An 11,911-nucleotide genomic window follows, 5' to 3' on the forward strand; every position below is an offset into this window, starting at 1 on the left:
CCGCCCCGGCGGTCCGCCCTCTTTTGTCAGAAGCGTTGACGAAACCCGGGCCCACTCCTACCTTCGACGCGTCGTACGTCGTACGTCATATATGAGACGCGATATGTGAGATACGAGAGGGCCGCATGACCTCTGTGCCCACACCGATCCCGTCCCGCACGCACTATGTCCTGGACGCGATCAGACACCGCATCCTCACCGGGCAGTTGCCCCCTGGCCGGGCCCTGGTCGAGACGGAGCTGGCCGCGCAGTTCGGGGTGTCCAAGACCCCGGTGCGGGAGGCGCTGAAGACGCTCGCCGGGACCGGCCTGGTCGTGATGAACGAGTACAGGGGCGTCACGGTGCGCAGGGTGGACGCGGACATGGCGCGCGAGGTCCACGACGTGCGGCTGCTCCTCGAACCCGAGGCGCTCAGGCGCTCCGTGGTGCGCGGCGCCTGCCTCGACCCCGCCCGCGAGGCCCTCACCCGGGCCGACGCCGCCGCCGACACCGCCGAACGCTCCCTGGCCAACCGGGAGTTCCACCGCGCCCTCTATCTGCCGTGCGGCAACCCGCTGCTCGGCCGGATGCTGGACGAGGTCCGCGACCAGGCCGCCCTCGTCTCGGCCGTGGCCTGGGCGAACGAACCCTCCTGGGACCGGGAGGCCGCCGAGCACCGGGAGATCCTGCGGCTCGCGCTGGAGGGCGACGCGGACGGCGCGGCGAGCGCCCTGCACGCCCACATCGCGTCCTTCGTGCGACGCGCCTTCCCCGGGACCGGGCCGACGGAGGGGCAGCGATGAGCAGCGCGAGGTTCGAGACCCAGCGGGCGGCCCTGGCCGACGTGGTGGCCATCCCGGTGACCCCGTTCGCCGAGGACGGCTCCGTGGCCGAGGACACCCACCGGGCCCTGCTGCGCCGACTGCTCGACGGCGGGATCCGCACCCTGACCCCCAACGGCAACACCGGCGAGTTCTACGCCCTCGCGCCCGAAGAGCGCCGCCTGGTCACCGAGGCGGCCGTGGCGGAGGCCGGTGACCGCGCCGAGGTGCTGGCCGGCGTCGGCCACGACCTGCCCACCGCGATCGCCGCCGCCCGCCACGCCCGTGACCTGGGTGCCCGCATGGTGATGGTCCACCAGCCGGTGCACCCGTACGTCTCGGCCGCCGGCTGGGTGGACTACCACCGTGCCCTCGCCGACTCCGTGCCCGAACTGGGCGTGGTCCCCTACCTCCGCAACGACCGCCTGCCCGGCGCCCGCCTCGCCGAACTCGCCGACCACTGCCCGAACGTCATCGGCGTGAAGTACGCCGTCCCGGACGCCGCGCGGTTCGCCGCCTTCGCGCGGGACGCGGGCCTGGACCGCTTCGTGTGGGTCGCGGGCCTCGCCGAGCCGTACGCACCGTCCTACTTCTCCGCGGGCGCCACCGGCTTCACCTCGGGACTCGTGAACGTCGCCCCGGCCCTCCCGCTGACCATGAGGGAAGCGCTCCGATCCGGCGACCATCCGGCCGCCATGAAGGTCTGGGAACGGATCCGCCGCTTCGAGGAACTGCGCGCCGCCCACGGTTCCGCCGACAACGTCGCCGTGGTCAAGGAGGCCCTCGCCGCGATCGGCCTGTGCCGCAGGGACGTCCGCCCGCCGAGCAGGCAGCTGCCCGAGGAGACGCGCGCCGAGGTCGCCGCCCTCGTCGCCGGGTGGCCCGTATGAGCACGGCCCGCAAGTGCCCGGAAGAGCTGCGGAGCCACCAGTGGTACGGCACCGGCGGCGTGCGCTCCTTCAGCCACCGCGCCCGCACCCGCCAACTCGGCTACCTGCCCGAGGAGCACCTGGGCAAGCCGGTCGTCGCGATCCTCAACACCTGGTCCGACATCAACCCCTGCCATGTGCACCTGAGGGACCGGGCGCAGGCCGTGAAGCGCGGGGTGTGGCAGGCGGGCGGATTCCCCCTGGAGTTCCCGGTCTCCACCCTCAGCGAGACCTTCCAGAAGCCGACCCCGATGCTCTACCGCAACCTGCTCGCGATGGAGACCGAGGAACTGCTGCGGTCCTATCCCGTGGACGGCGCCGTCCTGATGGGGGGCTGCGACAAGTCCACCCCGGCGCTGCTGATGGGCGCGGCGTCCGCGGGCCTGCCCGCCGTGTTCGTACCGGCCGGGCCCATGCTCCCGGGCCACTGGCGGGGCGAGGTCCTCGGCTCCGGCACCGACATGTGGAAGTACTGGGACGACAAGCGGGCCGGCCTCATCGGCGACTGCGAGATGACCGAGCTGGAGAGCGGCCTCGCCCGCTCGCCGGGCCACTGCATGACCATGGGCACGGCGTCCACGCTGACCGCCGCGGCCGAGGCGCTCGGTGTGACCGTGCCGGGCGCGTCCAGCATCCCGGCGGTCGACTCGGGCCACGACCGGATGGCCGCCAAGGCCGGTCTGACCGTCGTCGAGCTGGTCCACCGGGACCGCAGGCTCCCCGACATCCTCACCCGGGAGGCCTTCGAGGACGCCGTCACCACCGTGCTCGGTCTCGGCGGCTCCACCAACGCGGTCATCCACCTGATCGCCATGGCCGGCCGCGCCGGGGTGCGGCTCACCCTCGACGACTTCGACCGCATCGCCCGGACCGTGCCCGTCCTCGCCAACGTCCGTCCCGGCGGCCGGGGTTACCTGATGGAGGATTTCCACTTCGCGGGCGGGCTGCCCGGCTTCCTGTCCCGGATCCCCGATCTGCTCCACCTGGACCGGCCGACGGTGTCGTACGACACCCTGCGCGAGCAGCTCGCCGGTGCCCGGGTGCACCACGACGACGTCATCCGGCCCCGTGACAACCCGGTCGCGAGCGAGGGCGGGGTCGCGGTCCTGCGCGGCAACCTCTGCCCGGACGGCGCGGTCATCAAGCACATCGCCGCCGAGCCCCGCCTGCTCAGGCACACCGGGCCCGCCGTGGTCTTCGACGACTACCGGACCATGCAGCGCACCGTCGACGACCCCGCGCTCGGCATCACCGCCGACAGCGTGCTGGTGCTGAGGGGCGCCGGCCCCAAGGGCGGCCCGGGCATGCCCGAGTACGGCATGCTCCCCATCCCGGACCACCTGCTCCGACAGGGGGTGCGCGACATGGTGCGGATCTCCGACGCACGGATGAGCGGCACGAGTTACGGCACCTGTGTGCTGCACGTGGCCCCGGAGTCGCACATCGGCGGACCGCTCGCGCTGGTACGCACCGGGGACCTCATCACGCTGGACGTCGCGGCGCGCAGCCTGCATCTCCACGTGGACGACGGGGAGCTGGCGCGGCGCAGGGCCGCCTGGACGCCCCCGCCCGCCCGGTACGAGCGTGGCTACGGTGTCCTCCACAACGGGCAGATCACCCAGGCCGACACCGGCTGCGACTTCGAGTTCCTCGCCCGCCCCGGCAAGGTCCCGGACCCCTACACCGGCTGAACACCCCGCAGCCGCCGCCGCTCAGCCCGCGTCTTCCCATACGGCTTGCAGGTCCGCGCAGCGGACGGTGATCGACGCGTCCGTGAGTGCGATCTCGTGGGTGCAGCCGCCGTCCTCGTCCGGGAGGATCTCGTCGAGGAGCACGGTGCCGACGAGCATCCGGTCGATGGAGTGTTCGTGGTCGACGGAGAAGTGCGTCACGCCCGAGTAGCTGATACGCAGGCCGGAGTCGTGCTTCCACCTGTTGGGCGCGAACTCCAGGACCAGGCCTGCGCTCTTGTCGGTGGCGAGGTGGATCCCGGCCGGCTCCAGGTCCTTCACACACCGTGTGGCACCACTGATGTCGTAGTGCCCCGGGTCGGAGGCGAAGGACCAGGCGCCCGGGGGCAGGCCGGCGCGCAGGCCCGGCAGCTCGGCCAGGTAGGCGCCCGCATCGAGACGGAACCCGTGCAGCTCGGGATCCCAGTCCGCCTTGATGAATTTCATGGACAGCCTTCCTGCGAGAGGGGCGGGCGACGCCGTGTGTCGCCGCAGATGTCTTCGGTTCCCCAGGGGGCCGGTCCCCTCCACGACCAGCCCTCCGGCGTCGTACCGGTGGAACCCTGCCGCCTCCCGTCGGCGAACCCTCGTCGGCCCATGCGGATTTCGGCCCCGGGGGCAGGGGACAGGGGACAGGGGAAGCCTGTGGGGCCGTCGTGCGAACGCAAGGCGCCGGGGCGAGAAGTTGCATATCGATCGGATAACAGCCCTCGCAGGGACTGGTGTTATGCGCGTAGACAATCTCTGACCTGGTACGTCAACCCTCATCACCAGATCCGGAGAATCCATGCGGAAGTCCCACAGAGTCGTTGCCGCCGGTGCTGCCTGTGCGCTCGCCGGCGTCGCGCTGTACGGCGCGGGCGCGGCCACCGCCGGCCAGAGCACGGCGAACTCCACCCACGAGCCCTACAACATCGGGCAGTTGGTGAAGGACATCGACACCTACTACGGCACCACCGCCGACAGCAACGGCGTCTACCAGGCGTCCCCGGACAGCCCGTACGCCAAGGACCTGCGGCACATCGACGCCGACGCCAGGCGCTACATCGACCGGGCCGCCCGCAAGGCGCACCGTCACGGCGAGAAGCCGGCCGTCGTCTTCGACATCGACGACACGCTGCTGCTCAGCCTCGACTACGAGAAGCGCTACAACTACACGTACAACCCCACCACGTGGAACGACTACGTGAACAAGGCCGACCGTCCGGCCGTGTTCGGCAGCCCCGAGCTGGTCCGGTACGCCGAGTCCCAGGGTGTCGAGGTCTTCTACAACTCCGGTCTCAGCGAGGCGCAGCGCACCGCCGCCGTCGAGAACCTGAAGAAGATCGGCGCCGACGTGAACCTCGACGCCGGCCACATGTTCCTCAAGGACAAGGCCAACCCGCCGGCCTACCTGGGCGACTGCGCCACCCCGGGCACCTGGACCTGCACGACGGTGCAGTACAAGTCCGGCACCCGCAAGCACATCGAGGACGACCTCGGGTACGAGATCATCGCCAACTTCGGCGACCAGTACTCGGACCTCGACGGCGGCTACGCCAACCGCACGTACAAGCTGCCCAACCCGACCTACTTCGTCTCCTGACGACCGAGGCGGTCAAGCGCAGTCCCTGAGCATTCGCTCGCACTCGGCCCCCGCCACCGGCAGCACCCTGCCGTGGCGGGGGCCGATCGGCTTGTGCGGCCCCTGGCCGGCGTCCACCTGCCCGGCGGAGCGCCCGGGTGCCGGGCCGGCCCGGGCCCCGGAGCGCCTCTACGGAGTCCGCGCGCCGTCTGCGCCGCGGCCGAGCGTGGTGAGCCACTGGGCGACGACGGTGTCGATGAACTCGTCGGTCACGTGGCCGTGGCCGGTGAGCGGCCGAACCCTCTCTGAGCCCCGCCCCCGCCCCCGCCCCCGCCCCGCGCGCCGCTGTCGCCGCCGACCTGCCCGGTGAAGCCTCCGGTCGCCTAGTTCAGGCTGACCGACCAGGAGGGGCAGTAGCTGCAGCAGACCGTGCGCCGGGGCAGCACCAACTCGGTGCGCTACCGGCGCGCGATGATGCTGCTGGCCTCGGCCGGCAGGAATCGGGTGCCTGTGATCGCCCAGCTGGTCCAGGCCGACGAGGACACCGTCCGGGACGTGATCCACCGGTTCAACGAGATCGGCCTGGCCTGCCTGGCCCCTCGCTGGGCGGGAGGCCGCGGCCCACCGCAGGCTCCTGCTGGGCGAAGCAGGGCAAGCCAAACCGGCTGCCGGCGACCTACCGCCGCACCCACGGCGTCACCTACTTCCACGGCTGCTGGTCCGTGGGCGACGACCGCCGGTGGGCCGTCAACCGCCGCTGCAAGGGCACCGCCAACACCCTGGCCGCGCTCAAGTCGATCCGCGCCGCCCGACCCGACGGCGCCCCGATCTACATCATCCTGGACAGCCTCTCCGCCCACACCGGCGCGGGCATCCGCCGCTGGGCGAAGAAGAACAAGGCCGAGCTGTGCTTCACCCCGACCTACGCTTCCTGGGCCAACCCGATCGAGGCCCACTTCGGCCCGCTGCGGCAGTTCACCCTGGCCAACTCCCACCACCGCAGCCACCCTGCGCAAACCCAGGCACTGCACCGCTACCTGCGCTGGCGCAACACCAACGCCCGCCACCCCGACGTACTCGCCGCCCAACGCAAGGAACGCGCCCGCACCCGCAGCGAAAAGGGCATTCGCTGGGGCGGACGCCACCTCAACACCGCGGCCTGACCAACCGCGAGCAGCAGCCCCCGAACGCCGACGGGGCAAGTTCAGGAGAAGGACAGCGACAGAAGTTCCGGGCCTCAGGAGGCGAACGGCTCGATCTCCCCCGCGAAGACGATGACCTGGTCGATGAGGCTCCGTCGCAGATGGACGACATCCGTTCCCGCCAGGCGGGGGCCTCCATCAGGCGTGGTGAAGACCCACTGGTACCGGGCCCATTCGTCAGGCATGTCCACCGCTGAGCAGCGCACCATCGTGCCGGTCCCCGCCGGGTGGCGTCGGATGTCCAGCACGAACCGCTCGACCGCCGCGATTCCTTCGCTGCGACCCAACGGCCCCCAGAAGACCACGTCTGAGGTCAGGGCCTGGGAGAGCAGGGCAGTCACATAGCTGTCGTCCGAGGCGTTGAACGCGGAGATGAACGTGTCGATCGCGGAGCGTGCGGTCTCTTCCTGCATGCCCCAGTAATACCAGCCGTTTCGCGTGCGCTCGTCCCACGAGCCGCCTTCCGATCACGGTGAACCTGCCCGGTCGCAGCACCAGACGAATGAATCCGATGTCTGACGAGGCCGCGAACTCGGGTAGCCGGACAGGCGCCTGAGTCGAGTGGAGTTGACTTACGGTAATTGTGCGCAGCGGGGGCGGAGAGCCCGGCCGGGCGCCCCGGAATGCGAGAGCATGGCCAGAACTACGAAGCCCGGGCCTGGAGCGCCTGATGCCACACATCACTGTCGACTACTCCGAGTCCCTGTCCGACGCCTTCGATCGCCGCGGCTTCGCGCTCGAACTGCATCCGCTCACAGCCGAGGTCATCAAGGACACCGTCGACAACTGCAAAACACGCTTCCGGCGAGTCGAAGAGACGTTCGTGGCCGACGGAGCACCTGAGCACGCTGTGATACACGTCGAGTTCGTGATCCTGCAGGGCCGTACTGAGACGGTCAAGGCGGAGCTGAGTCACGCCGTACTCGAGTTGATACGGAAGCACGTGGCATCCACGCCCGGCGTGATGGTGCACACGTCCGTGGACGTGAGCGAGCTTGGAAAGGCGTACCGCAAGCACGTTATGGTCTAGATAAGTGCGCCTAGGCGAATGAGCCCGATGGGCTTTTCAGTGATCGTATGCGATCAGCGATCGGGTGACCGGTGCGCCGATTCGGTTGTTGTGCCAGATGCCGGCGGCCAGTGCGAGGACGTTCTGGGCGACCCGGATCGCGACGCCCTCGAAGGTCCGCCCGCCGTGTTGTTCCAGGTCGAGCTGCCCTTTGAGGGTGTAGTTGACCGACTCGATCAGCTGGCGGACCTTCTTGAGTATCGGCACGCCGTAGCGCTTCCTCTCGCGCTTGAGCGAGGGTCGCAGCAGCTCGATGCCGAGTTCGGCGAGCTCCTTTTCGAACGTCCTCGAGGCGAAGCCCTTGTCCGAGATGAGCAGGATGCCCTCGCGCTGGGCGACCAAGTCCGCGTCGACTTCGGGCATTGCGGCCAGGACCTCGCGCTCGCCGATCCTCGGGTTGGCCAGCGCCCACAGGATCGGCATGCCTGTCGGCGTGCACACCAAGTACAGGCGTAGGCCCCAGAAGAACCGGGAGTGGGAGGCGCAGTAGCCGAAGCCGGCCCAGCCCGCCAGGTTCGAGCGCTGCACGGTGGGACGCGACATGCCGCACGGCACCGGGGTGGAGTCGGTGATCCACACTGTGTCCGTCCAGAAGTCGCTGCCCGTTGCCAGCTCTCGGATCATGCGCTTCCGGAGAGCCGGACGCCGTATGCCGGACCCGAACCCGATTCCGTAACACGGGGAAAACCTGAAGACGGTTCGGCGAGGGAACAATCCAGCCAGCATCCCTGCACGTTCACCGGGCGACGAGGAGACGACCATGTCCGACACGCAGAAGGCGGCCCGGCGGCCGGGTGCCGCCCCACCTGCCGGGAACGGCGTCGACCGGTACTTCCGCATCTCCGAACGGGGCTCCACCCTCGGCCGGGAGATACGGGGCGGCTTCGCCACGTTCTTCACGATGGCCTACATCCTCGTCCTGAATCCGATCATCCTGGGCAGCGCCAAGGACAAGTTCGGCCACACCCTCGACACCGGCCAACTCGTCACCGCCACCGCGCTGGTGGCGTGTGTGATGACGATCGTCATGGGCGTCGGCGGCAACCTCCCCCTGGCGATCGCCGCCGGTCTCGGCCTCAACGCCGTCGTCGCCTTCCAGCTGGCACCGCTGATGAGCTGGCCCGACGCGATGGGCCTGGTCGTCCTCGAAGGCCTGGTCATCTGCCTCCTGGTCCTCACCGGCCTCCGGGAAGCGATCATGAACGCGATCCCGCAGCAGCTGAAGCAGGCCATCGGCGTCGGCATCGGCCTGTTCATCGCCTTCATCGGCTTCGTCGACGCCGGGTTCGTCAGCCGCATCCCCGACGCCGCGCACACCACCGTGCCCGTGCAACTCGGCGCCGTCGGACGGCTGACCGGCTGGCCCGTCCTCGTCTTCTGCCTCGGCGTGCTGCTGACCGTCGCGCTGCTCGCCCGCAGGGTGAAGGGCGCGATCCTCATCAGCATCGTCGCGATGACCGCCGTCGCGATCGTCGTCGACGCCGTCGCCGACATCAAGAGCTGGGGCCTGACGACCCCCAAGGTCCCGGACAAGATCGTCGCCGCCCCGGACTTCGGACTCGTCGGTCACTTCAGCCTGTTCGGCGGCTTCGCCGAGGCGGGCGTCCTCACCGCCGTCCTGCTGGTGTTCACCCTGATCCTGTCGGACTTCTTCGACGCCATGGGAACCATCGTCGGCATCAGCGCCGAGGCCGGACTGCTCGACGAGAAGGGACAGGTGCCCAGCATCGGCCGCGTCCTGTTCATCGACGGCGCTGCCGCCGTGGCCGGCGGGGTCGGCTCCGCATCCTCCAACACCGCCTACATCGAGTCCGCGGCCGGCGTCGGCGAGGGCGCCCGCACCGGCTTCGCCAACCTGGTCACCGGCGGCCTCTTCGGGCTCGCGCTCTTCCTCCCCCCACTGCTCACCATCGTCCCGCTGCAGGCGGCGGCGCCCGCGCTGATCGCGGTGGGCTTCCTGATGATGACCCACGTCAAGCACATCGACTGGGACGACTACGAGATCGCCGTCCCGGCGTTCCTCACCATCGCCGCGATGCCGTTCACGTACTCGATAACCGATGGCATCGGCGCGGGATTCCTGGCGTACGTGCTCATCAAGACGGTGGTGGGCAGGGCGAAGGACGTCAGCTGGCTGTTGTGGATGGTGTCGGTGCTGTTCCTGGTGTACTTCGCGATCGATCCTGTGGAGCAGGCTCTCGGGGTGAAGTGAGAGACGCCGCGCGACCGGTACGGGACGTCCGTGACCGGTCGCGCCGCGCGGCGGGGCCGTACGCCGATACGGCCCCGTGCCTCTCGGGGCGCTCTACTTCAGCGCCGCCTGCATCATCGCCCTGGCGACCGGCGCCGCCAGACCGTTGCCGCTGACCTCGGACCGTGCCGCGTCCGACTGCTCCACCATCACCGCGACCGCGACTTCCTTGCCGCTGCTGTCCGACTTGCCGTACGAGGTGAACCAGGCGTACGGCGTCTTGCTGTTGTTCTCGCCGTGCTGGGCCGTACCGGTCTTGCCGCCCACTCTCGCCCCGTCGATCAGCGCGTTCGTACCGGTGCCCTCCTTCACCACCGTCTCCATCGCGGACTGCAACTGCTCGGCCGTGCCGGAGCTGACGACCTCCTTGGTGTCCGCGCTGTCGTCGTAGTTCGTCACCGTGTCACCGCTGCTGTCGGTGGTCTGCGACACCAGGTGCGGTGAGACCAGCTTGCCGCCGTTGGCGATTGCCGCCGACACCATGGCCATCTGGAGCGGGGTCGCGGTGACGTCGAACTGGCCGATGCCGGAGAGTGCGGTCTGCGCCTTGTCCATGTCCGAGGGGTACACGCTGGCGTAGGCCCGCACGGGCACGTCCTGCGCGTCGTCGTTGAAGCCGAACTTCTCGGCCATCGCCTTCACCTTGTCCTGGCCGAGGTCGACGGCCATCTTGCCGAAGACGTTGTTGCAGGAGTAGCGAAGGGCGTCCCGGATCGGGGCGTTCCTGCACGGAGCCGACTTGTTCTCGTTCTCCAGCGGGCGCGTGGTGCCCGGCATGATGTACGGGTCGGGGCTGCGGGTGGGGTCGTCCACGTTCTTGTACAGCCCGCTCTCCAGCGCGGCAGCGGCCACGACCAGCTTGAACGTCGAGCCCGGCGGCAGCGGCTGGCGCAGCGCCCGGTTGGTGAGCGGCTTGTCCTTGTCCGCGTTGAGCCTCTTCCAGGCCACGCCGGCCGTGTTCGCGTCGGTGAGCTGCGAGGGGTCGTACGACGGTGTCGACACCACGGCGAGGATCCGGCCGGTCTTCGGGTCGATCGCGACGGCCGCGCCCTTGTTGCCGCCCAGGGCCCGGTACGCCGCCTTCTGGACCGCCGGGTCGATGGTGGTGAGCACGTTGCCCGGGTCGGCGCGCCGGTCGGTGAGCGTGTCCATCACGGTCTTCAGCCGGCTGTCCGTGCCGTTGAGCAGGTCCTTGTAGATGCCCTCCAGCTGCGTCGGGGCGTAGGCCTGCGAGGCGTACCCGGTCACCGCCGCGTAGAGCTCGCCGTTCTTGTACGTCCGCTTGTACGCGAGGTCGCTGCCCTTCGTCCGCGCCGAGCCGGTGATCGAGTTCCCGGCCACGATGATGTTCCCGAGCGGGCGCGAGTAGGTCTCGATCGCGTTCCGCCGGTTGTCGTTGTCGTCCGCGAGGGCCTTGCCGTCGTAGTACTGCACCCAGGTCGCCCTGACCAGCAGGGCGAGCACGAGGAGCAGTGTGAAGACGGACGCTCGCCTGATCGTCTTGTTCATCCCGTTCGTGAAGACGATCGAGACGGGGGCAATCGTTCCCGTACGCCCGTTTTTCTCATCGTGCCTTCAGGAAACCGGCCTCGTACGCGGCGATCGCCGCCTGCGTCCGGTCCCGGGTGCCCGTCTTCGCCAGCACCGCCGCGACGTGCGACTTCACGGTGGCGGGGCCGACGTCCATGCGCCGGGCGATCTCCGCGTTGGTCAGCCCGGCGGCCATGTGCCGCAGCACCTCGCTCTCCCGTCCCGTGAGCCTGCTCACCCACGCCGGAGACGCGGCTGCCGCCCCGTGCGCGTACTCGGCCGCCAGGGCCCGTACGGCCGACGGGAACAGCAGGCTCTCGGTGCGGGCGACCAGCCGTACCGCCTGGACGAGCGCGTCCGCGTCCGCCCGCTTGAGGAGGAACCCGGCGGCCCCGGCGCGCAGCGCGTCGTAGACGTACGAGTCGTTCTCGAAGGTGGTGACGACCACGACCCGGGGCGGCTCGTCGAGGGTGGCGAGGATCTGCTCGGTGGCCCGGATGCCGTCGACCTCCGGCATGCGGACGTCCATCAGCACCACGTCGGGCCGCAGTTGCCGTACGACGGACACGGCCTCGGCCCCCGTCGCCGCCTCCCCGACCACCTCCAGGCCGGGCTCGGCGGAGAGGATGGCCCGCAGGGCGGTGCGGACCATGCGCTCGTCGTCGGCGAGAACGACCCGGATCGCACCCCGCGCCGCGCTGCCGGTCCCTTCGCCTCTCATACGGACCCCTTCGCCGCTCACGGTCCCCTCGTCGGTCACATGGACCCCTCCCTCGGTCACGGTCCCCTCGTCGGTCGCACGACTCTCTCCGCCGGTCATGCGGACCCTTCGCCGG

At 69.9% G+C, this 11,911-nt stretch carries 11 protein-coding genes and 1 pseudogene; 7 read left to right on the top strand and 5 right to left on the bottom strand.

Going from position 1 to position 11,911, the window contains the following annotated elements; all coding sequences use genetic code 11:
- Positions 1 to 125: 125 nt before the first annotated feature.
- Genes ACFZCP_RS12960 through araD form a run of 3 tightly spaced genes read left to right on the top strand, consistent with a single transcriptional unit; the run spans position 126 to position 3,420 of the window.
- The gene (locus tag ACFZCP_RS12960) at positions 126 to 782 is read left to right on the top strand and encodes an FCD domain-containing protein (RefSeq protein ID WP_391426716.1); all 657 of its coding nucleotides are present in this window, start codon (positions 126 to 128) and stop codon (positions 780 to 782) included.
- Positions 779 to 1,690 carry a dihydrodipicolinate synthase family protein gene (locus ACFZCP_RS12965; protein WP_391426717.1) on the top strand — a complete coding sequence of 304 codons (912 nt, stop codon included), beginning with the start codon at positions 779 to 781 and terminating at the stop codon, positions 1,688 to 1,690. The genes ACFZCP_RS12960 and ACFZCP_RS12965 overlap by 4 nt, the downstream gene beginning before the upstream one ends.
- Positions 1,687 to 3,420 (top strand): L-arabinonate dehydratase, encoded by a 1,734-nt coding sequence (gene araD / locus ACFZCP_RS12970; protein ID WP_391426719.1) that lies wholly within the window; start codon positions 1,687 to 1,689, stop codon positions 3,418 to 3,420. The genes ACFZCP_RS12965 and araD overlap by 4 nt, the downstream gene beginning before the upstream one ends.
- Positions 3,421 to 3,441: 21 nt before the next feature.
- Here araD and ACFZCP_RS12975 read toward each other — a convergent pair whose 3' ends face one another.
- On the bottom strand, positions 3,442 to 3,906 hold the full coding sequence (locus ACFZCP_RS12975) for a hypothetical protein (RefSeq protein ID WP_391426721.1): 465 nt from the start codon (positions 3,904 to 3,906) through the stop codon (positions 3,442 to 3,444).
- 340 nt (positions 3,907 to 4,246) lie between these two features.
- Here ACFZCP_RS12975 and ACFZCP_RS12980 point away from each other — a divergent pair, with 340 nt between their 5' ends.
- Complete coding sequence (locus ACFZCP_RS12980; protein WP_391426723.1) at positions 4,247 to 5,044, top strand: HAD family acid phosphatase; 798 nt, start codon at positions 4,247 to 4,249, stop codon at positions 5,042 to 5,044.
- A 396-nt stretch (positions 5,045 to 5,440) separates the two neighbouring features.
- Positions 5,441 to 6,186, top strand: a pseudogene (locus tag ACFZCP_RS12985) (transposase).
- A gap of 74 nt (positions 6,187 to 6,260) precedes the next feature.
- Here the strand turns inward: ACFZCP_RS12985 and ACFZCP_RS12990 are convergent.
- Complete coding sequence (locus ACFZCP_RS12990) at positions 6,261 to 6,638, bottom strand: nuclear transport factor 2 family protein (protein WP_180360588.1); 378 nt, start codon at positions 6,636 to 6,638, stop codon at positions 6,261 to 6,263.
- Positions 6,639 to 6,895: 257 nt separating this feature from the next.
- On the opposite strand from ACFZCP_RS12990, the gene ACFZCP_RS12995 reads away from it, so the two are divergent.
- Entirely contained in the window at positions 6,896 to 7,255 is a 360-nt protein-coding gene (locus tag ACFZCP_RS12995; protein ID WP_391426724.1) for a 5-carboxymethyl-2-hydroxymuconate Delta-isomerase, read from the top strand.
- Between the two features lie 36 nt (positions 7,256 to 7,291).
- Here the strand turns inward: ACFZCP_RS12995 and ACFZCP_RS13000 are convergent, their stop codons facing one another.
- Positions 7,292 to 7,918, bottom strand: coding sequence for a transposase (locus ACFZCP_RS13000; RefSeq protein WP_391426726.1), 627 nt, complete (start codon positions 7,916 to 7,918; stop codon positions 7,292 to 7,294).
- Positions 7,919 to 8,054: 136 nt separating this feature from the next.
- On the opposite strand from ACFZCP_RS13000, the gene ACFZCP_RS13005 reads away from it, so the two are divergent.
- A complete protein-coding gene (locus ACFZCP_RS13005; protein WP_391426727.1) occupies positions 8,055 to 9,506 on the top strand; it encodes a solute carrier family 23 protein in 1,452 nt (483 codons plus the stop codon).
- A 93-nt stretch (positions 9,507 to 9,599) separates the two neighbouring features.
- Here ACFZCP_RS13005 and ACFZCP_RS13010 read toward each other — a convergent pair whose 3' ends face one another.
- Both ACFZCP_RS13010 and ACFZCP_RS13015 read right to left on the bottom strand, forming a co-directional pair.
- Positions 9,600 to 11,054 carry a penicillin-binding transpeptidase domain-containing protein gene (locus ACFZCP_RS13010; RefSeq protein WP_362696751.1) on the bottom strand — a complete coding sequence of 485 codons (1,455 nt, stop codon included), beginning with the start codon at positions 11,052 to 11,054 and terminating at the stop codon, positions 9,600 to 9,602.
- A 55-nt stretch (positions 11,055 to 11,109) separates the two neighbouring features.
- On the bottom strand, positions 11,110 to 11,796 hold the full coding sequence (locus tag ACFZCP_RS13015) for a response regulator (RefSeq protein WP_391426729.1): 687 nt from the start codon (positions 11,794 to 11,796) through the stop codon (positions 11,110 to 11,112).
- Positions 11,797 to 11,911 lie beyond the last annotated feature (115 nt).

This window comes from Streptomyces sp. NPDC007971, from assembly GCF_042958635.1.
GTDB lineage: Bacteria > Actinomycetota > Actinomycetes > Streptomycetales > Streptomycetaceae > Streptomyces.

Bases quoted from the DNA above. Each gene is read 5' to 3' on its own strand.
- ACFZCP_RS12960 (WP_391426716.1), top strand. From the start codon at position 126: ATGACCTCTGTGCCCACACCGATCCCGTCCCGCACGCACTATGTCCTG.
- ACFZCP_RS12965 (WP_391426717.1), top strand. From the start codon at position 779: ATGAGCAGCGCGAGGTTCGAGACCCAGCGGGCGGCCCTGGCCGACGTG.
- araD (WP_391426719.1), top strand. From the start codon at position 1,687: ATGAGCACGGCCCGCAAGTGCCCGGAAGAGCTGCGGAGCCACCAGTGG.
- ACFZCP_RS12975 (WP_391426721.1), bottom strand. From the start codon at position 3,906: ATGAAATTCATCAAGGCGGACTGGGATCCCGAGCTGCACGGGTTCCGT.
- ACFZCP_RS12980 (WP_391426723.1), top strand. From the start codon at position 4,247: ATGCGGAAGTCCCACAGAGTCGTTGCCGCCGGTGCTGCCTGTGCGCTC.
- ACFZCP_RS12990 (WP_180360588.1), bottom strand. From the start codon at position 6,638: ATGCAGGAAGAGACCGCACGCTCCGCGATCGACACGTTCATCTCCGCG.
- ACFZCP_RS12995 (WP_391426724.1), top strand. From the start codon at position 6,896: ATGCCACACATCACTGTCGACTACTCCGAGTCCCTGTCCGACGCCTTC.
- ACFZCP_RS13000 (WP_391426726.1), bottom strand. From the start codon at position 7,918: ATGATCCGAGAGCTGGCAACGGGCAGCGACTTCTGGACGGACACAGTG.
- ACFZCP_RS13005 (WP_391426727.1), top strand. From the start codon at position 8,055: ATGTCCGACACGCAGAAGGCGGCCCGGCGGCCGGGTGCCGCCCCACCT.
- ACFZCP_RS13010 (WP_362696751.1), bottom strand. From the start codon at position 11,054: ATGAACAAGACGATCAGGCGAGCGTCCGTCTTCACACTGCTCCTCGTG.
- ACFZCP_RS13015 (WP_391426729.1), bottom strand. From the start codon at position 11,796: ATGAGAGGCGAAGGGACCGGCAGCGCGGCGCGGGGTGCGATCCGGGTC.